Origin of the sequence: Saccharospirillum impatiens DSM 12546 (genome assembly GCF_000423605.1) — a bacterium.
Lineage (GTDB): Bacteria > Pseudomonadota > Gammaproteobacteria > Pseudomonadales > Natronospirillaceae > Saccharospirillum > Saccharospirillum impatiens.
In genome coordinates this window covers 1-21227 of sequence record NZ_AUIH01000038.1, presented here as the reverse complement: position 1 = coordinate 21227, position 21227 = coordinate 1, and the positions used below count along the sequence as shown (strand labels likewise).

Genomic DNA, 21227 nt, shown 5'->3' with positions numbered 1-21227 from the left:
CGGGATGTTCGAAAAGAGGCGATTGTAGAACGTTGTGCTCGTCGCGCAATCAATCATAATGGCGGGCCGCGTAAATTGATGAGATGGAGCAACGTAGCATGAATAAGAGCATCATCAGCACCGACCAAGCCCCGGCTGCCATTGGCCCCTATTCACAGGCCGTTAAAGTGGGCGATACCGTCTATCTGTCGGGCCAGATCCCGTTAGACCCGGAAACCATGGCGCTGGTCGAAGGCGACATCGCGGCTCAGGTGCACCGGGTATTCCAGAACCTGACGGCCGTCTGTGAAGCCGCCGGTGGCAGCCTGCAGCACATTGTTAAGCTGAATATCTACCTGACTGATCTTGGCCATTTCAATACTGTGAACGAGATCATGAAGGAGTACTTCGTAGCACCCTATCCGGCACGGGCAGCCATTGGCGTGGCTCAGTTGCCGAAAGATGCCCAGGTGGAAATGGATGGGGTGATGGGGCTTTCCTGAAGCCACACCAGAAGGGCAGGCTTCAATGTTTGCCCTGTTTCCGTTTGTGTTTCAACGCGCTGCGCGCGTCCCTATAGCCTTGCCACCTGACCTGCATGGCGGCCATCCAGCTTAATAGCTTGTGGGCAGCGCGGCGGCGGGTGAGAAATTTGGGCAATGCTTTGGCCATGTTGGCGAATCCTTGACGAGAATTGTTCGAAGAATGGGGCATAATTTTGGTAAACTGCAGGGCCATTTAACGATTCAAGAGCCCGATGCGTCAAGCGAACCCCACTCCGCCGACTCCGCCAAAGCGACCGGGCCGTCGTCAGCGCGACTCGCGCGTTACCGAAGGCACCCAGTATAGCGACTTTCTCGCGCCTAAATACTGGGGTGCCTGGTTCTTTATCGGCTTTATGTATGTGCTTGGGTACTTGCCGGGCAAGGTGCGTATTGGCCTGGCCCGCGTGCTAACCCCGCTGGCCATGCGCCTGGCCCGTGGCCGTTACCACGTCGCGAAGACCAACATTGATCTGTGTTTCCCTGAAAAAACTGAGGCTGAACGCAACACTCTGGTGCGAGATACCTTTTTCGCCAACGTTCTGGGCTTTTTCGAAACCGCGGATGCCTGGGTACGCCCGATCGAACGTATGCGTTCCCGGGTGGAGTGGGAGGGTGTTGAACATCTGGACGCCGCTGAAAAAGACGGGCAGGGCGTGCTGCTGGTGGGCGGCCACTTCGCCATTCTGGATATGGCCGGTGCCTTGTTCGGGCTGATAAAGCCCTATGATCTGGTCTACCGCAAACACGACAATGCCCTGCTCAATTACTTTATGACCCGCTCGCGTGAGCGCTGGTGTAAGCGCACTCTGGCGCGCCGGGATATGAAAGGGCTGATCCGCTCGCTGCGTGATGGCCGCATTGTCTGGTATGCCCCGGACCAGGACTACGGTCGCAAGGCGAGTGAATTCGTGCCCTTTTTTGATATTCAAACAGCCACCGTCACCATGACCAGTAAGCTGGCCAAGTCGGGTAATGCCCGGGTGATTCCGGTGTTCTTTTACCGCAAGCCGTCGTTGCTCGACTACGGTGCGCGTTTTGGCCCGCCGCTGCCGATCCCCAGTGGAGATGACATCGCCGATGCGGCCTGTTTTAATGCCTGGCTGGAAGCCTGTGTACGCGAGGCGCCTGATCAGTATTTGTGGTTGCACAAGCGGTTTAAAACCCGGCCTGAGGGTGAGCCTTCCGTCTATTGACGGCTGAGGGTGTCTATTTTTTTACCAAGGTGACTATGAAAGCATTCGACTACCCCGTTTTTGATGTTCAACTGGCCTCTTCCGTTCCTGCAGACAGCGATGCCGTGCTGGAGTGGCGTGAGCACAGCGCCTTGTCGGCCATTGCCCGTCGGGACCGGGATCGTGACCAGACGCTGGGCGCGGCTGAAGCTTCCGGGGCTCAGTGGACGTTCGTTAAGGCCAAGGCGGCTACGACTGTGTTCGAGCGTTTGACGCAGGCGCGTATAGCCGTAACCGGTGCCTGGCAGTCGGGTGATCAGCATCTGACGCTGGTGGCAGACAGTGCCGAGGCGCTGGATGCTCTGTTGAGCGCTGCTCTGGCGGCTTTGTATGCGTTACCCACCTTCAAGCAGGAACCTGCTCCGGCGTCGACAGTTGACCGCATTACGCTCGTCGGGCCGATGACCGCAGAGGCCGTCAAGGTTCGTTGCGCTGAGGCTGAAGGCAATGCGCTGACCCGGTTTTTATCATCGTTGCCAGCCAACGAGTTGACGCCCTGGTCCTATCGGGACTGGGTGGAGGATCTGGCTGAGGCGGAAGGCTGGGATTATCGGGTATACGACTATAAAGAACTGCAGCAGATGGGTGCTGGTGCCTTTCTGGCCGTGGCTCAAGGATCGGATAATCAAGAAGCGGCCATTGTTCGGGTCCAGTACCGGGGTAAGCCCGCGTCGACGGATACTCTGGCGCTGGTGGGCAAAGGCGTCTGTTTCGATACCGGCGGCTATAACCTGAAAATCAGCGGCAGCATGTTCGGCATGCACGGTGACATGGGCGGCAGTGCGGTGGTGCTTGGCAATCTGCTTACCGCGACGCGGCTGGGCTTGCCGTTCAACCTGACCGGTTGGTTGGCGCTGGTTGCCAACCATCTGGGGCCAAACGCTTACCATGCCAACCAGGTGGTGCGGGCCCTGAATGGCACCACCATTGAGGTGGTCGACACCGATGCCGAAGGTCGCATGATTTTGGCCGACACACTGACGCTGGCATCACGCGAGCGCCCCCAGTGGGTGTTCGATTACGCCACGTTGACGGGTACCTGCATTGCGGCGCTGTCGACGCGCTACAGCGGTGTGTTTACCAACCACGATGCCTGGTGGATGCCGCTTATTAGTGCCGGTCAGCGCAGTGGCGAGCGGGTCTGGCCATTCCCGATCGACCCGGATTACGACGAGCAAATCAAAAGTGATATTGCCGATATTCAGCAGTGCAATCCGGGTAAATCATCCGATCACATCGATGCGGCACGCTTTCTGAGCCGTTTTGTGGAAGCCGGTGTGCCCTGGGTGCATGTCGACCTGGCGGCAGACAGTCACAAGGGCGGGTTGGGCCATGTGCCGACCGACGTTACCGGCTTTGGCATCCGGCTGACGCAGCAGTGGCTGCACGACTGGTCGTCAGAATCGCTGTAGTTGTGTCGAAAAACCTTCATCAGGCTGTCATCTGCCCTCCGGGTTGGCTGCGTACAACCCGTAACCCCACCTCATTGCAAAGAGTGCCCCTATGTTGAGTAACGAAGCCGCAGCGGTACGCGAGGCACTGGTCAGCCAGGGTCTGGAAACCCCCATGGTCGATAACGGACTGACTCGGGATCAGAAACGGGAACGGCTGACCGGCCTGATGGCTGAAGTGGCGGGTACCCTGGGGCTGGATTTGACCGACGATAGCCTGATGGAAACCCCGGCCCGTATTGCCAAAATGTACGTTGATGAAATCTTCTCCGGGCTCGATTACAGCACCTTTCCGAAGATCACCCAGATCGAGAACAAGATGGGCCTGCACGAGGTCATCAAGGTGCGGGATATCGGCGTGCTCAGTACCTGCGAACACCATTTTATTACCATCGATGGTCAGGCAAAAATCGCTTACATCCCCAGGGACACCATCATCGGGCTGTCGAAACTGAACCGTCTGGTGCGCTTTTTCGCGCAACGGCCCCAGGTTCAGGAGCGTCTGACCCGTCAGATTATGGTGGCGTTGCAAGTGTTACTGGGCACCGACGATGTGGCGGTGCAGTTGGACGCCCGGCACTACTGCGTGAAAGCGCGGGGCGTTATGGATGAGCAATCCCAGACAGAAACCCTGTCTCTGGGCGGGCAGTTTAGCAAGAACCCGGCTCTGCGAGCCGAGTTTCTGGGCTAATGACGTTGCGGTTAGTGCAGTTTCAGGCGGGGCCGAATGGCGTTATTCAAGCGGTCGATGACCGTCAGTAACGCCGTACGCGCGACGCCGTGTAAGGCGACCTGATGCTGACGGTAGAGGCTGATGTACACCATGCGTGCAATGCGGCCCTCAATCATCATACTGCCCCGGGTCAGATTGCCCATCAGTGACCCCACCGTACTGAACCGGCTCAGGCTGATTAGCGAGCCGTGATCCTTGTATCGATATTCGACCAGCGGTAACGGCTTGCGTTGGCGCAGCATGTTTTTGAACACATGGCTGGCCATCTGGTGCGCTGATTGAGCCCGCGGTGGGACCCAGCGGTCCCCGGGCTGCGGACAGGCCGAACAGTCACCGATGGCCCAAATGCGTTCATCGCGTGTGGTTTGCAACGTGCCTTTAACCAGCATGAGGTTATTTCGGGTTGTTTCCAGCCCGGCGAGGTCTTTCAGAAACCCGGGCGCACGAACACCAGCCGCCCAGACCATGATGGCCCCTTCAATGCGTTCCCCGTCGTCGGTTTCCAGTGCACCGTCGTGGCCTTTAACGACCTTGGTCTGGGTGCGAACCTTGACTCCGAGCTGGCCGAGTTCATGGGTGACTGTCTGGCTAATGCGGTCGGGCAGGGCAGGGAGAATGCGCGGCCCGGCTTCGACCAGGGTCACATCCAGATGCTCTGGCCCAACATGGCCGAGGTCATAGTCTTTCAGAACGCTGGCCGCGTTATACAGTTCGGCCGACAGTTCGACACCCGTGGCACCGCCTCCAACAATCACCAGTTTCAGCCGTTCGTCCACGCCCTCGGCCCGGGCCCGGTCAAGTCGCAAAAAGGCATTGAGCAGGTGCTGGTGAAAGCGTTCAGCCTGGGTCGGGGAATCGAGCACCATGCAATGCTCCTGGATGCCGGGTATGCCGAAATCGTTGGTGACGCTGCCAAGCGCAAACACCAATTGGTCGTAGGGTATCCGGCGTTCATCCAGTACCTGGTTGCCTTCATTGTCGACCAGGGGTGCCAGCACTACCTCACGCGTTTCCCGGTTCAGGTCACAAACGGTGCCGAGCATAAAGTGAAACCCATTGCGCCGTGCCTGGCCCCGGTAATTGACTTCATCGACACCGGCATCCAAAGACCCCGCGGCTACTTCATGCAGTAGGGGCTTCCACAAATGGGTGTTGTTGCGGTCGATCAGCGTAATGCGCGCTTTTTTGCGACGCCCCAGCTTTTTGCCCAGGCGCGTGGCCAGTTCAAGTCCGCCGGCGCCGCCACCGATGATAACGATGTGCTCAGGCTGTGTGGTTGTGTGTTGAGTCACAGGGGACTCCTTTGGTGATGAGTAATCGGTTCGGGGCGGTTCAAGGGAGGGGCGATCAGTCGTCCCGGTCCCAGAGATCGAACCCGGTACCCCGGGAATTTATGATCAGCGCGGTGCCATAGGGCACGGGCCATTGCCAGGTTCGCTCAAACGGCTGCTCCAGCATGACGGCGGCCAGGGCGCGTAAACTGCCCGCATGGGCGACAATGACATCGCCTTCTTTGATGCCAGCCCCGGTGGCCCAGGCTTCTACCCGGTTAAACAGGTCGCGGGCCGATTCGCCGCCCGGCATGCGAAAATCCAACGGCCGTTCCGCCCAGGCATCCAGGGCGCTGTGTTCAATAGCCGACCAGGGCTGTTGTTCCCAGTCGCCAAAATTCAATTCACGCAAGGCATCGACTGTTGTTAACTGCTTTGCTGGCACAAGCCGTTGCGCAACCTCCAGACAACGGGAAGATGGACTGCAATACCAGGCTCCTGCTTGCTCAGCGAGCGTCGGCGGTAACGATCGGGCAGTGGCCTCGGCAGGCACCGCCAATGCCGGGTCGCTGTGTCCGTAGCAGACACCGTTTTCGGCCGGTGCTCCGTGTCGAATCAGTATCACAAGCATCCTTCCATGATGGTTGCTAAAGGGTTGGTGATGCGTCCTTCTGGACTCTCAGGTTATCAGCCCCAGTAAAACCAGCAAGGCCAGGGTTTCCTGCAGTTGCTGGGCACCGCCCAGACAATCGCCAGTGTAGCCTTGAATGCGGCGCATAAACCAGCGGTTGAGGACAATACGAAGGGTCAGGGCAGCGAGAGTCAGCCCGAGCACCGACCCTGGTGTCAGCCAGCCGATGAGCCCAAGCAGTGGCACCAGGGCTACCCCGGTCGCCGCCAGGCCGAACCGCGTGGCCAGGGGTTTGCTTTTGCTGTCTTGGTCTTGATCGTGGTCGCGGGCATAGGGCAGTGTCCAGAGTGTTGAAATCGCCCAGAACCGGCTCCAGGCCGCGATAAACGGCAGAGCCCACCAGACTGATAGCCCTTGCTCAAACAGAGTGGTCCAGGCCAGCCATCGGACCAGCAGAGTTACGACCAGAGCGGCAGCCCCGTAAGTGCCGAGCCGGCTGTCTTTCATGATGCTCAGCACGGCTTCGCGGCTAAACCCGCCGCCAAACCCGTCGAACAGGTCGGCGAGGCCGTCTTCGTGAAAAGCCCCGGTCAGCAGTAAACTGGCTGCCAGCATCAGCGCAACAGCCAGTGGCGCGTTCCACAGCAGGTCGCCCAGCACCAAAACTCCGGCCAGTAACAGGCCCAGTATGGCCCCAACCCAGGTAAAATAGCGGCTGCTGTGGTTCAGCAAGTGATCGTTGAAGCGAATGCCTGGTGGTTGGGGCAGCCGTGAGAAGAAGACCCAGGCATTGAAAAAACTGTGCCATTGGGTGGCAGGCCAGGTGTCTGTCCGGGAACAGCTCTTTGAAGACGGCGGAGATGACATCGGGCTCAGTCGTCTCCCGCTGTATCGACACCGGCACTGTCGAAACTGGCCATGTCGTTCAGCATGGCCACCGCCGCACGAATAAGCGGCCAGGCAAGTACGGCACCGGTGCCTTCACCCAGGCGCAGGTCTAGCTGCAACAAGGGTGTGGCGCCAAGGGCGTCGAGCATGCGTTGGTGCCCCTGTTCGCCGGAAGCGTGGCTGAATAGGGCGTAGTCGAGCACGTCCGGGTGGTCATACCAGACCGTCATCAAGGCGGCCGTGGCCAAAAAGCCATCGACAATAAAGGGTTTACCCAGCTCCGCCGTGGCGGCCATGGCTCCGGCCATCATCGCCAGCTCAAACCCACCCAGGTGCTGCATGATGGCGCGACCCGAGGTTAGCCCTGCCTGATGTAACGCCAGGGCCTGACGCACGACGGTGGCTTTGTGTTCAATAAGTGCCTGGTCAGCCCCGGTGCCTGCGCCGACACAGTCGTTTGGGTCGAGCTTCAGACAGGCCGCCATCAGGGCAGCACCGGATGTCGTACTGCCAATGCCCATTTCGCCAAAGCTTAAAATATCGGCACCTTCAGCCAGTTGTATTTCGACAATTTCAGCGGCTTTGTTAACCGCTTGCTGGTATTGCGTGCGCGTCATCGCCGGGTGACGCATAAAATTAGCACTGCCGTTGCCAAGTCTCGCGTCAATCAGGTTTGGGTGAGTGGGCAGGGTGTCGCCGTTCAAACCGGCATCCACCACGGTTAGCCGCACATCCTGCTGTCGGCAAAAGACGTTAATCGCGGCACCGCCAGCCATGAAGTTCATCACCATCTGGCGGGTAACATCGCTGGGGTAAGGGCTCACCCCTTCGGCGCAGACACCGTGGTCGGCTGCGAAAACGCAATGGTTCAGCCGGCTTAGCTGAGGGCTTAAGCTGTGTTGGATACGGGCAACCTGTGCCGCCACCGCCTCCAACTGACCCAGTGACCCGGGCGGTTTAGTCTTGTTATCAATGGTGTTGCGGATAACCGCGTCAAGGCTGTTGTCGACAGCCGTAATGGTGAAGCGTTCCTTCGGCATGTTGTTTGGTTCCCTCTGTTGGCTTTGGTTGGTTCAGTTGGCAGCCCGTTGATGTTACTTGAGCGTTTGCGGCAAACCAGCAACGACCCAGGTTACGTTGTCAGCCTCGGCAGCAATGGCCTGATGCAGCCAACCAGCCTCGTCCACAAACCGACGGTTTAGCGCACCCAGCGGCACGATACCCTGGCCAACTTCGTTGCTGACCAGCAGGATATCAGCTCGGCTTTGACGCAGTTGAGTCAGTAACGCGGCGCGGTATACCGGCCAGGATTCAGGTTGTTGTAACAGGCAGTTGCTGAGCCACAGGGTCAGGCAATCGACCAAAACAGTGTGGCCGGGTTGGTCCCTTTTGGCCAGTTCTTCCGCCAGAGTCAGCGGGCACTCACACGTTGTGAACCTGGGTGATCGCTGAGCCTGGTGTCGCTCCAGGCGTTCTGCCATTTCTGCATCACCCGCTTCGGCCGTTGCCAGATAATAAAGTGGGCCGTCGGCGGTCAGCGCCAAACGTTCGGCGTAACCCGACTTGCCTGAACGCGCACCGCCCAAAATCAGATGCACCGTCACATTAATTCTCCGGGTGACCATAGGTTGCTGATGAATGGGAGTGCAACAGTAACCCTCCCTTTTTTAAGGAGGTGAAAGTAAATATCAGGCCGCTGCGGTCAGTGTTTGTTGTGGGTTAGTAAAAATAGAGCCTCCACTGGCGGCTGGCAAATAGGCGGCGATTCACGCCTAAATCCATGTTTAGCAGTGATTTCAAGGTTTCTATGGGCGATTAATGTATGGGCGGAACAGAATAACCAGGGCGTCAATTGAGACTTAGCACCCTGGTTGTTCAAGGTTATGTTTCAGTTTGAACAGCCTTTCGTTTCAATGTTCAATGTTATGTTTCGTTGCTCCAACTTCTGCTGAACTCGACATGTCGAGTTCAGCAGAAGTTGGAGCAACGATGCCCTGAAACCCGCATTCTATCGTTTAATGAAACAAAAAGCTGACCAAAAAATGAAAATATACTTTGAACAAATTGGTTAGTGGATACTTACGCTGGTAAGCACTTACTTATATGGTGATTTCTAAGTGAACGTTTGAAGTTATGCTTAGCCATTCGACTAAATGTTATTGAGAAGAGCATCATCTTATCCAAGGCCCTAGCACAATAGGGTTTGTAACATTCTACTTTCGCGCTCCCTTAATTTCAGGGAGATTACCCTCCAAGTCAGTCCATTGATTGGCGAATAACAGGTTCTTTGTTCTCGACAGTATTCTCTGTTTACGCGCAGCAGAATTGACATTGTTGATCTATAGAATGAACTTAAACCCGAATTATTGCGTTGTCCAGCACTTCGACCGAACCCTAATCCGGTCCAGTATGAATCGACTTTGTTGCCGAACATTGGCCAGGTGAGCCTCAAGGATAGGCGCCAGGCAGTTCGCATTTCAGCTCAAGCCGGCGATGGCTGGCCAAGCAACCAAGACGCGCTATTCACATGCTCAGTTTGTCCATCTCATGCCTTTTTTTTGCGAAACCCATCACAGCCATTCAATGGCTCACTATACATCCATCTGACAACCGATATGGTTACACTCCGTGGGATTCATGTTGTGCAGTCATGAATGCCGGTACGACCCTGGAGTGCAAAACGACTCGGGTCAGACCAGAGCTTTCGCCAATACTCATGACCAAAGCATGGATGTGTTACAAGGATGCGCAACTTAATAATTGCCCTGTTCATCATGGCTGTATTATCCGGCATCGCCTACGGTGTCGTTGACACGGCCAGTCGATCCAACGCCCAGACCTATCTGACCTGGGAAAGCCTGGAACCGGACAGTTGGGCGTCCGCCTGGTTAATTAAACGTCATATCGACCCCACTGCCAACGTTGAGATCCGACCCACAGGTGACTCCCTGTCGGGCGGCATCGCCTTTGGTGTACCGGATGCGCAGTATATGCGCACGGCCGATCAATCCACCTTCCAAAGCCTGCTCCACCTGATCGAGGCAGCCGATCCGGTCTTGCAACGTATGGGCAATATCCTTTCCATCATCGAGACCACGGCTTGGTATGCCGGAAGCGACCCGATGGTGGACAGCGTGGAACGGAATTTTCGCCGTTTGCAGGATCGGTACGGTCGGGCTTATGTGCCGGACAGTTGCTATGGAGAATTCTTCGATGCCCTCTATACATCACTGGCCAGGCAGGCGGGTGTGGATTCCCTCGACCGCACACTCGATCAGGCCGTTCAGGAACAGAGCTGCGAATTAGCCCCCGAGCTGGCTGAGCGTGTGGGCACCCATCGCGTGGCTGAACTGTCCATTGATCAATTGCTCGCAGAAATCGCAGCAGATAAAGACGTCGTGTTCGTGGACACTCGCGAACCGGCTGAATATGCGAAATCCCACATTCCCGGTGCCATCAATCTCCCCATGCGGGATCTGGATTCCGCTGCCTATGATCGACTGAAACAGGCGGACCGAGTAGTCAGTTACTGTGTGAAAGACTTTCGAGGCTACGAAGTGGCCCGCTTGATGCTGAAAAACGGGGTCGAGCAGGTCGCTGTCATGAAACCCCATGGCTTGTCGGGCTGGAACGCCAAAGGACTGCCCCTCACTGACGCGGACCAGCCCGAACAGCTTGCCCGCCAGCAATTGTCACTTTGCGCCAGGGATGGAAATCTATGCGGACTCAACTGACTGATACCCTCCCGTTAAAGCGCCCGACAGGCACACAGCTGTTCGGCCGAATGATCTGGATCGCCATTCTGACACTCCCTTGGGCTTGGTGGTACAGCACAACCGATATAACCACCTATTGGCAATACGGCGCGCCACCGGGGCAGGTCTGGTACGTCCTCTCCAAGTTGTTTGGCCTCTATGCCGCCTTATTGCTGTGGCTACAAGCGTTATGTGGTTTGCTGAAACCCACCTGTTATGAAGCCTGGTTGCCACTTTGGGCGCGAACACGGCATGGCATTCTGGGAGGCATCACCACGTTGGTTGTCGCTGGCCATGTTGGCAGCTTTGTCACGGCCGTTTCATTGCGTAAAAACAGGTTTGAGTGGCCTCTGTTGCTGCCGAACGTAAGCGATTTCTACCATGCGTCGATTACTGTGGGGCTGACTGCCTTCTTCCTGCTGCTATTGGCAGTCACAGCGGCTTTGTTGCGTAACAAGCTCAGGCTTGTCTGGCGCTGGTTCCACCGTATAGTGCTGGGCGTCGTGGCGCTCGGTCTGCTGCACGGCTTCCTGATCGGCACGGAAACCCGAGACGGATTTTATACCCTGTTTTACGGCGCACTGGCTCTGTCCTTTGTCGCGGCGGTCACACTCAGATGGCGCGCATCCGGTAGCGGTGGGAGGCTCGAATCATGACTGTCTTCAACCTACGACGGTCAGTGGCCGTCACTCTGCTTTGGACGGTCTCGACCCTGCTATACGCCAACTGTTCACAGTGGCCTGCCGGTATGACGTTCGTGGGCCTGACCGAACAGGGCTGGCAAACCTATGCCGTACTGTTCGGTTCGGATGAGCCGAGCACCATCGATTTGAAAGCGGAGACCAGAACGCCAGTTATGACCTCACAACAGGACGCTATTGCGTATCTGGACGAGGCTGGCCGAGTTCGCATCGCATCGCTGGACGGCCAGCGGCATGACTCTTGGCTGGAACCGTCCGCTGAATTCGCTTACGCCCAACCAGAGTGGGATCGGGAGAGTGGCGATCTATACCTGGTGCGGCTCAAGGAAGGGCAAAGCGTCGATACGGACATCGTCCGGTTCGAGCCGGGAAGCCAACTGGTGACTCCAGTTATCACCCAACGCTCGGCGCAATTCGAACCCTTCCTGGCTGACCCTTGGCTGTATTACAGTCACGTTCATTGCGTACTCGGTTGCGGCAAGATCATCCAGGAAATCTGGCGATATCACACTCGCAGTGGTGTGGCGGAACAAGTCACTCTGAACAATGCCATCAGTCGGCAGCCCGCTATCGACGCCACCCATACCTGGGTGTATTTCAGCAGCAATGCTGCGGGCCATTTCCACATTTATCGACAATCTTTGAACGCCGGCGCGTCCGTGTCGGCCGAGCCAGTCACGGAAGGCGCGGTGACCGATCTGTCCCCGGCGCCGGTCGATGATCGCTTGTATTTCATTCGCCAGCAGGCAGGGGGTTCCACGCTTATGTGTCGAAATAAAGCGGGTCAACTCACCGCCCTGACATCACCCTCCGGGGTGACGGACATTCGGAACTTGGAGGTTCGATACCCATGATACTCCGGCTAGGAATAACGCTTCTGGGAATCGTGATGATGACCCATAGCCACGCCTCGGTCGCCATTGCTGATTACGATCGCCGTGAATTCAATCCGAGCCGGGGTCAGGTTTTCGATATACCGGTCAAACTGGATCGGAGCGGTCGATTGGAGTTGCGTCTGTACTCCGTGGACGGGGATCTGGTTAGCATCCTGTCACCCGACACTACCTTCGAAGCCGGCACCCATCGATTGACCTGGGACGGCAAGGACGATAAAGGCGTCGTGGTACCCGACGAAGCCTACATACCGGTGGTTCAGTTCGAACCGGTGGCAGACGATGGCATCGAACGGGAATACGACCCGCGCACCTTCAGTGGCGGCGAGGAATTGCGGCTGTCGCCTCAGGTCGAGCCCTCCGGTCGAATTGTTTTTCACCTGGAGCGCCCCGCTCGCATACTTGCCCGGGCCGGGGTTCGCTCCGGACCGATGATGGCGTCTATTCTGAGCTGGGAAGTCCGAGGTCCCGGGCGTAACGTGATCAACTGGAACGGACGTGATCAGGACAATCTGGTCAATCTGATCGAACACGACCAACTGGCCTTGTTGGTCACCGGGTTCGAATTACCCCGGCACAGTATTCTGACCACTGGTAACGCGGATCTTTCTTACACCGACTGGCGCCAGGATCAAGGCTGGACCTCGGATATGCCCGATTTTAGTCAGGTTCCGCTGCAACGAAACGACAGCAGAATCTCCCGCCATCATTACCTGCCTCGTTCTGTTGACATCGACCCAAGAGTGACGCTCGATATCAGCGACGACCTGCCCCTCAATGAGGCGGGCATTCCAAAGGTGACCGGGCCGGTGTCGTTGCGAGTCGACATGCATGAGGACGACCGCTGGGCGATGCAGCAAAGCCTGTACGAGGTTGCGTTTTTTGTCGACCAAGCCTTTGTCTCCGAAGAAGAACAAGGGTATGTACCGCTGACCTGGCGCTGGAATCCGGCCGGGTTGTCGCCAGGTGTCCACCTGGTCACGGTCAATGTCTCGGGATTCAACGGCCAGGTCGGTGTCAGGACCTTGCGCATTTTCATTCCGGAATAAACGAGGTATCCGGCGAACAGACTCAAGCTGCTGCCCGTTTCAAGGAGGGCACTCGGGATAATCAGGGGTGAACATCATGAATGGATATCTAAACCGCGTTCGATTCATTGGCCGTTCGGGCTCTTTCTTTACAAGATGGCTGACGACCCCGGTCGTCCTGTTATTGCTGTTGCAGATACCTTCCGCGCAAGCCTTTTGGTGGTGGCATCCAGCGTTTGACATCACCATCGAGACCACGACCAACGGTCAGGACGCCGACCAGCCCCCGGGCCCGGAACTGTTGCTGGACGACACCGTCACCTGGACCTACACCGTTACGAACACCGGTAATGCCACTCTGCAACAGGTGGATGTCTTTGATCATACCCCCGATCCCGACACCTGGTTCGGTCGCGCAGTGCACGTGTGCCTCATCGACAATCTGAAGCAGGGCAACTCACAATCCTGTACCCGGACTGGGGTCGCGCAAAAAGGACAGTACGAAAACACCGGTATTGCACTGGCTCAAGGCAATCGCTGGTGGCAACGTGCACGGGATGCCGACCCCAGCCATTACCTGGGTACATTGGGCAATCCGGCCATCGAACTGGAAAAAAGCACCGAAGGCCAGGATGCCGACGTTGCCCCCGGGCCGGAGCTGACTGTGGGAGAGCCAGTCGAGTGGATATTCACGGTTCGTAACACCGGGGACGTGGACCTTACCAATCTGGTGATCACCGATGAACTGGTGCTTCCGTCCCCGGCCGAAGCCACTCCCGTTTGTGAAATCCCCACATTGACCGTCGGTGAAAGCCGGAATTGCCGGATGACCGGCGTGGCCGTCGAGGGCCAGTATAAAAACCTCGGTCGAGTGACGGCGCGGGGCCTGGGCGACAGTACGGCTGTGGATGACGACGCCAGCCACTATCTGGGCGTGGCCGATGCTCTGGCGGCGTTACCTACGGCCAATCCTACGGAAGGCAGCGCCCCCCTGGCCGTTACTTTTATTCCCGATGCCAATACACAAACAGCCATCGTTCGCTACGAATGGGATTTCGACGGCGACGGCACCTATGACCGCAGCGAAACCGTCGGACGCAATCAGACTTTCACCTATCAGACACCCGGTGGCTACGACGCCACGCTCCGGGTGACCGACAGCGATGGTGAGCAGGCCACCAGCCAAATTCGAATTACAGTTGGCAACCAGCCACCCGAGGTCTCGGTTGATCTCAACCCCTCCAACGGGCCAATTCCGCTGACAGTTACCTTCAATGCCACGGCCACGGACGTTGATGGTATCGACCGCTTCGAGTGGGACTTCGACGGCGATGGCACCTACGATGCCACCACAACCGCCGGTACAGCAGCTTACACCTATGACTCGGAAGGGAGCTTCCAGGCCCGCCTGCGCGTGACCGACAGTCTTGGCGCGGCCACTGAGATTACCGTGCCGACGCTCAACGTCAGCGCCCTGCCCGCCGGCAGCCCGAGCGTTACACTGGTGGCCTCGCCCGATACGGGCAATCCGCCGCTGAACGTCAGACTGACCGCCACGGCTGAAGATCCGGATGGCGATCCGATCGACCAGTACGAATGGGATCTGGACGGCGACGGTGTTTACGACCAGACCACGACCGAGGCGACACTGAACACCACGGTCTCCCAGATCGGCACCTTCTATCCCCGGGTACGGATCACGGACGCCGAGGGCTTGCAGGCAAGCGATACGGTCAAGATCTTCGTGACGCCGGGTGTGGATCTGAGTGTCAGTACCGACACGCTGGATCCCTTGAACGGGGAGAGCCTGAACGTCGAGACGACCCTGGGCGGCGAAACCGAGGTCAGCCTGATCATAGAAGACGAACATGGCCAGATCGTCCGCACCCTTGTGCCATTTACCACCCGTGCGGCCGGCGATTACCAAGACGCCTGGGGCGGCCGGGATGAGTCTGGTGAAGTGGTATCCGAGGGCGAATACCGGGCGATCCTGCTGTACCGGCTCGACGGCCGAACAGAGCGCCTTGATTTAGCCCTGACGTCCGGCGGCGTGCAGAGCAACCCGTCGCGCAGCTCGATCCCATCGAGCTTCTCGCCACTGGCCGGCGACCCGCTCGACATCACCTTCACGCTTAACCGGGCTTCCGAGGTTACGGCTTTCATGGGCTTGTTCAACGTGAATACCCGCTTGGTCACCTTCATGCAACGGCGCCCGCTGGGCCGCGGCTCCCACACGGTCACCTGGAATGGCGAGAACGCCGACGGGCAGTTAATCGAAGCACCGCCGGGGGACCGCTTTCTGTTCGGCATTTTCGCCTACACCCTGCCGGACAACGCCATCTATGTGCGCAGTGGTGTGCATGTGGCCTCCGTCACCGCCGAACCATCCATTTTTCAGCCGACTCAAAACACGCCAGAGGGCCCGGCACTCAGCCACATCAACATCAACCTGAATCGGGCCGGTCGGGCGCGGTTGGTCATTAACGATGCTGAAAGCGGCCAGGACGTGGCGACATTCGAGTACGACAACCTGATGGCGGGCGACAACACCCTGACCTGGGATGGCCGTGACAACGACGGACATTTCGTCGCACCCGGGACCTATCGACTGGGCGTAACCGGGCTCGACGACAGCGGCTATGAGTCCATCACCGTATATGCCCTGCAACGCGTTTATTACTGAGGGAGAGCGATCATGTTGGTAACCCGGATTCACCGTCTCGGATTCATCCTTTCCGGCGTCTTGCTGGCAGGGCTTTCGTTGTCTGTGTTGGCGCAGGAGCTGACACCGGCGCACTATGTCGAACTGGATATCGCCGTTCGCCAGGCCACGCTCGACGGCGTGGAAGAACGACTGGCCTTGCTGCGGGCCGGCGTCGAAACAGATGTCATCCAGCAACGCGACGCAGATACGCGACAGACCATCACAGCGCTATACCGGCAATACGGCACGACGGCCCCGCAAGCCGTCGCCTGGGCGACCCGGAACAGGGAGGCGATTGAAGACTGGCTGGCCAAAAACCCGGAATATCAGTCGGAATACCATCGACTGGCGCGATTGCTCGATGCGACCTCGAATGAACTTCAATCGTTCGCTTTATCCACGGACCGATAACTCAGGGAGAGTCGACCATGAACAGCCTTCTATCTACAACATCATCTCGCATCGACCGATTCGTCAACGGCCTGCTCGTATGTTTGTTTCTAATAATCGGCCTCACCGTCTTCATGCCTGCGCAGGCCTATCATTTCCCCTGGGACCAGGGTCATGACACGACCGAACCCAACCGGCCGGACGACCCGGGCCCGTGCGAAGGCGGCGAATGCGAAAACGACCCGGACAACTGCAGCAGCCAGGGTTCGCCGGTCTATCTATCGACCGGACATTTCATCTGGCAGGAAACCGATGTACGCCTCAAAGGGCGGCCGACCCTCGCCGTCACCCGGACCTTTAATTCACACGACCCCCGGGTCGGCCTCATGGGTAACGGATGGAGCATGAGTTGCGACCAGGGGCTGGTTTTCAATTACAAGTACACCGGGGGCAATACCGGCGATTCCTTTGCCCCGCAATACGTGCGCCGTCTGCCCAACGGTAAACGATATATCTACAGCGAACAGAATGACGGCACCTTTATGGCGCCCGGGCTATTCGACGTGGTGACTCGTTTGAATGCCGGCAAGGCGATGCTTGAACAACCTGACGGCAGCTACCGGATCTACAACACGAATGGCAACCTGGAAACGGAGGTGGACCGAAACGGCAATGCCATCCAATACAGCTATGACGACCAGCAGCGATTGATCCGAAAAGCCGACGAGTATGGTCGTTCGCTGACGTACGAATACAACACCAATGGCCTGATCGCCACCATTCGCGATCACTCCGGCCGGGAATGGCGCTACGACTACGACACCGACGGTAACCTGGCAGCTGTGACCGATCCCACGGGCGGAGTGCGTCGCTACGACTATACCGTTTTTAGGCCGCAAGGCGACGGTCATACTTACACTCACCTCACGCAGGTCACTGACGCCAGTGGCATCGTAGAAACGTCCGTCAATTACGACGGCACCCGAGTCGCCAGCTACAGCGAATACGAAAACACCTTTACCTATCAGTACGACCCGGCGAACTACCGTACCACCAAGACCGACAGCCAGGGCAGCCAATGGGTGTTCACCTACAACGAAACCGGCCAGTACACCCGCATCGACGCTCCCCTGGGCAGAAGCGTTCAATACGTCCGCGACGATGACAGCCTGGTTACCCGTTATATCGGCCCCATGGGAACGGAATACCAAGTCACCTACGACGAATACGGTAATCAACTGACTCGCACCGATGAGCGCGGCACCGTGACGACCCAATACGATGACGAAGGCCATTCCTGGCCCGTGAGCGTCCAGACCCGCAGTGGCCGCTCCACGACATTGACCTACGATGATCAAGGCAACCCACTGACCATCACCGATCCGGCTGGCGACCTCACGACCCTGAGCTGGACCGATGCCGGTGACTTGGCCCAAACCACCAATGCACTAAGCCACCAGACCCAATTCACCTATAACGACCACGGGTTACCGCTGACCGCCACCGACGCCCTGGGGCGGACCACCCAGTACCAATACGACGCCCGGAACAATGTGATCCAGATCGTCAACCCGGCGGGCGAAACCCAGAGTTTCCAATACGACGAACGGGACCGCCTGATCAGCGCGACCGACGGCAACGGCGGCACCACCACCTACGCCTACGATGCTACCGGACGTCTGACCCAGGTCACCCCGGCCAATGGGGAGATGGTTCAATACTACTACGATAGTTTTGGTCGGTTGAGCCAGAGAACCTTCTACGACGGTACCGTGACCGAATATACCTATCGCAACGACAATCTGTTGGCGAGCGTCACCCGGCCCGATGGTGTAGTGATCAGCTACGACTACGATGCCGCCAAACGCCTGGTGCAAAAATCAATCGGCAACGAAGACACCTACACTTATGCCTACAACGACAGGGACCAGCGGGTCAGCGCTGAAAACAATACCGGTATTGTCACCCTGGAATACGACGCCTTCGGTCGCAAAATCAGCGAAACCGTCAATGGTGAAACCACAACTTACGAATACAACGCCGAGGACGAGACGACCCAACTGGCCGGAATGGGCATCACACAAACCCAAAGTTACAACGTGAAAGGCCTGCTCAGCCAACTGGACGTCGACGGTACACTCTATCAATATACTTACGATGCTTTAAACCGGCTGACCACGTTAGACCGGAACGCCGCTGACAGCAACCTGACCTATGACGCCGCCAACCAATTGAGCCAGATCATTCATGGAAACGGCCTGCGCAGCCACGGCTATCAATACGACCTGACCAGCCGCATCAGCCAATGGCAAGGCGTCGCCGATGAAACAAGAACCTTCGACTACGACAACACCGGCCGCCTGAAAAATGTTCAATCTCCCAGTCAACCCGAAACCTTTAGCTACGACGCGCTGGGTAACCGCCTGAATAACAATGCGCAATATGACACCGCCAATCGACTGCTCGAAGACGATACTCACCGTTACACCTATGATGTAAACGGAAATCGGATCGAGAAGACCGATAAATCCACCGGCGAAGTGGAGCGATATACCTACAACAGCCTGGATCAACTGATCGGCTACCTGGCCTATCCGAATGACGAAACCGATACCCAACCAACCGTCGACTACAGCTACGCCTATGGCCCAATGGGACGCCGCTGGTCCAAACAGAACAACATGGGTACTGAAGCCACGGATTTTTATTGGTCGGGCACACACCTTGTCGGTGAATCCAGGAACGGAACTGAACGTCGCTATATCCTGGAAGGGCTAACACCGGTTGGGTTTGTGGAAAACAATGAAACTTATCACTACATAAGAGATCACCTTGGCACAACCCATGAGATCATTGACAGTAGTGGAGACATAGTTTGGCAGGCAGACTACGAAGCGTTTGGGAATTTAACGAATAATATAAATACAATTGAGGATAAGTTGCGATTTCCTGGTCAATTCAAGGATCATGAGAGCGGGCTATACTATAACTTTAGTCGTTATTATGATCCTGATACTGGTCGCTATATCACCAGTGATCCGATAGGGCTAAAAGGGGGCGTAAACACTTATATTTATGCAGCAGATAACCCTATCAATGCGGTGGATCCTGACGGTGAATTAGCATGGTTCTTAGTTCCTATTTTAGGAGGCGCAATTAGTGGTGGAATTGATTTGGCATCTCAACTAATTGAAAATGGGGGTTCATGGGAGTGCGTGGAGTGGGGAAGTGTTGCAGGTTCCGCAGCTATGGGAGCCGCATTGTCTTCAACAGGGCCTGGAGGTATGCTGCTTGGAAGGTCTGCAAAAGCAGCAGGAAAGTTTGGTAGTTTTCCGCCGCGTCCCGGTTTTCTTAATAGAGGTAATACCCGATTTGGATGGAGCTTTAACAGAAACACGGGTAGGCAACATTTAAGTGCACATGGGGGTAAGCCAAGAACTCCAAGTCATTGGCATCGAGATTCACCAATATCAGTTCCTGCCGGCGATTTTAATTCTGCATTTGCTACAGGGGGTGGGGCTGCTGGCGGGGCAGTAGGTGCATCAACTGGTAACAGTAATTGTGATTGCTGAGGATTTCGATAATGGGTAGCGATTCTGCGAAAAAAGCTTTGAAAGAGTTTTGTGGATGGTTAGAGTCGCTTCCCAAAAATATTATCAGTTGGGCTATTAATGAAAATCCCTCAGCGAATTCAACAAATTTAGATTACCTAGTCGATTATGAAATTATAATAATACCTGCCAATAACAAGGCTTTAGGCATTACCATATGGATAAGTGACGATGCAACCGGTTTTTCCGTAAGTGATTTCAAACATGCCGCGAGGCTTCTGGGTGTCAAAGTAAGGAGCAGCGTATCGAATTTGGCATGCTCTGGGCTAGAGCCTGTCACCTATGTTGACATCGATGCAGTCATTGATATATGTAGCGATATCTCCCAGGCAAAACTGGACCTTAGCGCCTTTGTCTTAAATGGTAGACTTGAAGGTATATTTTCGATGATTGGATTAAACAACAGCCATGACTTGCCTATTTCCATTGGCGCTTATAGAAAGGTGGCAAAATTGTTGGAGGCTATCGGTTATGGAAAAACCAAATCGATACCTTATGAACCATGGTTTTAACACTGTGTACTGAGTCTCCTACCCAACTCATGGAGCACAAGCCTTAGATCGTTATCCGGTATGACGTATATCACAACAGGCATTTGGTTTTGTCCAGACGGGCAGTTTGAGGTGATCTTGCAATCGAAAAGGGGGAGCTTGATGACAACTTTTGGTATGTGCGGCCGACAAGTGAGAACAGGACAGAAGTTTTGATTTGGATGCTAACCCTTTTGTTCTTTTTCCTATGTGTTCCATTTTTAATGGTTGGCATGGTTCTGTATGTAAAAATTCAACTTTATTTGAGTCGCAAAGGGGTAGTGGCTAAATATCTTTTGGCTTCGATAATTTTCTCAATTTTTGCATGCTTTATTGTTTCTCCGATGATTCTTGGGATTGTCTTTGCCCGAGAAATGGGTGGTTCATTTGATGATATTTCATTCTTTACTTTCTTTTTGGCCTGTTTTGCGTTGAGCCAGGCACCTGGCATTCTTTACTTTAATAAGCACTACATAAAGCGAATGAAGTCTCAAGAATATTGGAGAAGATAGACTAGGGAAATCTCTGTAAAAAGGGTTTTCAATCTGTCAAGAGATTCCCTAGCCCGGATATTTCACCAAACTGGGTATTCGGATAGCAAAACGGCTTTGGGAAGTTGATAATAAGGTTGCGACACCATTTATTTTCAACCACCAAAGCCGTAACGGAATGCTACCACATGACTTTGTCCCTTTCTCCTCTAAAACGCCGTAAGGTTGAAGTCGACTTTACCGGTGGTGATCTAACGTCAGACGCCGGACTGGTGCTCTTTCGCGAAGTCGACAAAAAGCTCGGCCTGTCACGCCAACTGGATAAGGTCTTGGACGATCCTCGTTGTACCGGGCGGGTTCTGCACCCCCAGATTGACCTGCTGCGTCAGCGCCT

Annotated in this window: 20 protein-coding genes; 14 read left to right on the top strand and 6 right to left on the bottom strand. The window is 56.1% G+C overall.

Annotated features, from left to right (window positions below):
* Positions 1–98 precede the first annotated feature (98 nt).
* Positions 99–482 (top strand): RidA family protein, encoded by a 384-nt coding sequence (locus G565_RS0115805; RefSeq protein ID WP_028671766.1) that lies wholly within the window; start codon positions 99–101, stop codon positions 480–482.
* Between the two features lie 22 nt (positions 483–504).
* Here G565_RS0115805 and G565_RS0115800 read toward each other — a convergent pair whose 3' ends face one another.
* Positions 505–651 (bottom strand): hypothetical protein, encoded by a 147-nt coding sequence (locus G565_RS0115800; protein ID WP_157600109.1) that lies wholly within the window; start codon positions 649–651, stop codon positions 505–507.
* An 85-nt stretch (positions 652–736) separates the two neighbouring features.
* Here G565_RS0115800 and lpxL point away from each other — a divergent pair, with 85 nt between their 5' ends.
* The 3 genes from lpxL to folE all read left to right on the top strand — a co-directional run bounded on the left by lpxL (position 737) and on the right by folE (position 3898).
* On the top strand, positions 737–1717 hold the full coding sequence (lpxL, locus tag G565_RS24455; protein ID WP_084649423.1) for an LpxL/LpxP family Kdo(2)-lipid IV(A) lauroyl/palmitoleoyl acyltransferase: 981 nt from the start codon (positions 737–739) through the stop codon (positions 1715–1717).
* A gap of 35 nt (positions 1718–1752) precedes the next feature.
* Positions 1753–3168 (top strand): M17 family metallopeptidase, encoded by a 1416-nt coding sequence (locus G565_RS24450; RefSeq protein WP_051208069.1) that lies wholly within the window; start codon positions 1753–1755, stop codon positions 3166–3168.
* A 91-nt stretch (positions 3169–3259) separates the two neighbouring features.
* A complete protein-coding gene (gene folE, locus G565_RS0115785; RefSeq protein WP_028671764.1) occupies positions 3260–3898 on the top strand; it encodes a GTP cyclohydrolase I FolE in 639 nt (212 codons plus the stop codon).
* An 11-nt stretch (positions 3899–3909) separates the two neighbouring features.
* Here the strand turns inward: folE and G565_RS0115780 are convergent, their stop codons facing one another.
* Genes G565_RS0115780 through cobU form a run of 5 tightly spaced genes read right to left on the bottom strand, consistent with a single transcriptional unit; the run spans position 3910 to position 8334 of the window.
* Positions 3910–5232, bottom strand: coding sequence for an NAD(P)/FAD-dependent oxidoreductase (locus tag G565_RS0115780; RefSeq protein ID WP_028671763.1), 1323 nt, complete (start codon positions 5230–5232; stop codon positions 3910–3912).
* Between the two features lie 55 nt (positions 5233–5287).
* Positions 5288–5836 carry a histidine phosphatase family protein gene (locus tag G565_RS24445; protein ID WP_169579663.1) on the bottom strand — a complete coding sequence of 183 codons (549 nt, stop codon included), beginning with the start codon at positions 5834–5836 and terminating at the stop codon, positions 5288–5290.
* 54 nt (positions 5837–5890) lie between these two features.
* Positions 5891–6709, bottom strand: coding sequence for an adenosylcobinamide-GDP ribazoletransferase (locus tag G565_RS0115770; RefSeq protein WP_028671762.1), 819 nt, complete (start codon positions 6707–6709; stop codon positions 5891–5893).
* 5 nt (positions 6710–6714) lie between these two features.
* Positions 6715–7770, bottom strand: coding sequence for a nicotinate-nucleotide--dimethylbenzimidazole phosphoribosyltransferase (gene cobT, locus G565_RS0115765; protein WP_028671761.1), 1056 nt, complete (start codon positions 7768–7770; stop codon positions 6715–6717).
* Positions 7771–7824: 54 nt separating this feature from the next.
* Complete coding sequence (gene cobU / locus G565_RS0115760) at positions 7825–8334, bottom strand: bifunctional adenosylcobinamide kinase/adenosylcobinamide-phosphate guanylyltransferase (RefSeq protein ID WP_245584199.1); 510 nt, start codon at positions 8332–8334, stop codon at positions 7825–7827.
* Positions 8335–9474: 1140 nt separating this feature from the next.
* Between cobU and G565_RS0115755 the strand changes: the two genes are divergently transcribed.
* The 10 genes from G565_RS0115755 to G565_RS24440 all read left to right on the top strand — a co-directional run.
* On the top strand, positions 9475–10464 hold the full coding sequence (locus tag G565_RS0115755; RefSeq protein WP_028671759.1) for a chromate resistance protein ChrB domain-containing protein: 990 nt from the start codon (positions 9475–9477) through the stop codon (positions 10462–10464).
* The gene (locus G565_RS0115750) at positions 10449–11141 is read left to right on the top strand and encodes a hypothetical protein (protein ID WP_028671758.1); all 693 of its coding nucleotides are present in this window, start codon (positions 10449–10451) and stop codon (positions 11139–11141) included. The genes G565_RS0115755 and G565_RS0115750 overlap by 16 nt, the downstream gene beginning before the upstream one ends.
* Complete coding sequence (locus tag G565_RS0115745) at positions 11138–12040, top strand: TolB family protein (RefSeq protein ID WP_157600108.1); 903 nt, start codon at positions 11138–11140, stop codon at positions 12038–12040. Before G565_RS0115750 ends, G565_RS0115745 begins: the two co-directional genes overlap by 4 nt.
* Before the next feature lie 35 nt (positions 12041–12075).
* On the top strand, positions 12076–13128 hold the full coding sequence (locus G565_RS0115740) for a flagellar hook assembly protein FlgD (RefSeq protein ID WP_028671756.1): 1053 nt from the start codon (positions 12076–12078) through the stop codon (positions 13126–13128).
* Positions 13129–13204: 76 nt separating this feature from the next.
* Entirely contained in the window at positions 13205–15790 is a 2586-nt protein-coding gene (locus tag G565_RS0115735; RefSeq protein ID WP_028671755.1) for a FlgD immunoglobulin-like domain containing protein, read from the top strand.
* Positions 15791–15802: 12 nt separating this feature from the next.
* The gene (locus tag G565_RS0115730) at positions 15803–16222 is read left to right on the top strand and encodes a hypothetical protein (RefSeq protein WP_028671754.1); all 420 of its coding nucleotides are present in this window, start codon (positions 15803–15805) and stop codon (positions 16220–16222) included.
* Positions 16223–16239: 17 nt separating this feature from the next.
* Positions 16240–19773, top strand: coding sequence for an RHS repeat-associated core domain-containing protein (locus G565_RS0115725; protein ID WP_028671753.1), 3534 nt, complete (start codon positions 16240–16242; stop codon positions 19771–19773).
* Positions 19774–19784: 11 nt separating this feature from the next.
* Positions 19785–20324: a hypothetical protein gene (locus tag G565_RS0115720; protein WP_028671752.1), complete on the top strand. Its 540-nt coding sequence runs from the start codon at positions 19785–19787 to the stop codon at positions 20322–20324.
* A 191-nt stretch (positions 20325–20515) separates the two neighbouring features.
* Entirely contained in the window at positions 20516–20854 is a 339-nt protein-coding gene (locus G565_RS0115715) for a hypothetical protein (protein ID WP_157600106.1), read from the top strand.
* A 167-nt stretch (positions 20855–21021) separates the two neighbouring features.
* The coding region (locus G565_RS24440; protein ID WP_037339735.1) for a transposase at positions 21022–21227 on the top strand (206 nt) is incomplete at its 3' end.

Excerpts from the sequence above, each read along its gene's own strand:
- G565_RS0115805 (WP_028671766.1), top strand. The coding sequence starts at position 99 with ATGAATAAGAGCATCATCAGCACCGACCAAGCCCCGGCTGCCATTGGC.
- G565_RS0115800 (WP_157600109.1), bottom strand. The coding sequence starts at position 651 with ATGGCCAAAGCATTGCCCAAATTTCTCACCCGCCGCCGCGCTGCCCAC.
- lpxL (WP_084649423.1), top strand. The coding sequence starts at position 737 with ATGCGTCAAGCGAACCCCACTCCGCCGACTCCGCCAAAGCGACCGGGC.
- G565_RS24450 (WP_051208069.1), top strand. The coding sequence starts at position 1,753 with ATGAAAGCATTCGACTACCCCGTTTTTGATGTTCAACTGGCCTCTTCC.
- folE (WP_028671764.1), top strand. The coding sequence starts at position 3,260 with ATGTTGAGTAACGAAGCCGCAGCGGTACGCGAGGCACTGGTCAGCCAG.
- G565_RS0115770 (WP_028671762.1), bottom strand. The coding sequence starts at position 6,709 with ATGTCATCTCCGCCGTCTTCAAAGAGCTGTTCCCGGACAGACACCTGG.
- cobT (WP_028671761.1), bottom strand. The coding sequence starts at position 7,770 with ATGCCGAAGGAACGCTTCACCATTACGGCTGTCGACAACAGCCTTGAC.
- G565_RS0115755 (WP_028671759.1), top strand. The coding sequence starts at position 9,475 with ATGCGCAACTTAATAATTGCCCTGTTCATCATGGCTGTATTATCCGGC.
- G565_RS0115750 (WP_028671758.1), top strand. The coding sequence starts at position 10,449 with ATGCGGACTCAACTGACTGATACCCTCCCGTTAAAGCGCCCGACAGGC.
- G565_RS0115745 (WP_157600108.1), top strand. The coding sequence starts at position 11,138 with ATGACTGTCTTCAACCTACGACGGTCAGTGGCCGTCACTCTGCTTTGG.
- G565_RS0115740 (WP_028671756.1), top strand. The coding sequence starts at position 12,076 with ATGATGACCCATAGCCACGCCTCGGTCGCCATTGCTGATTACGATCGC.
- G565_RS0115735 (WP_028671755.1), top strand. The coding sequence starts at position 13,205 with ATGAATGGATATCTAAACCGCGTTCGATTCATTGGCCGTTCGGGCTCT.
- G565_RS0115730 (WP_028671754.1), top strand. The coding sequence starts at position 15,803 with ATGTTGGTAACCCGGATTCACCGTCTCGGATTCATCCTTTCCGGCGTC.
- G565_RS0115725 (WP_028671753.1), top strand. The coding sequence starts at position 16,240 with ATGAACAGCCTTCTATCTACAACATCATCTCGCATCGACCGATTCGTC.
- G565_RS0115720 (WP_028671752.1), top strand. The coding sequence starts at position 19,785 with ATGGGTAGCGATTCTGCGAAAAAAGCTTTGAAAGAGTTTTGTGGATGG.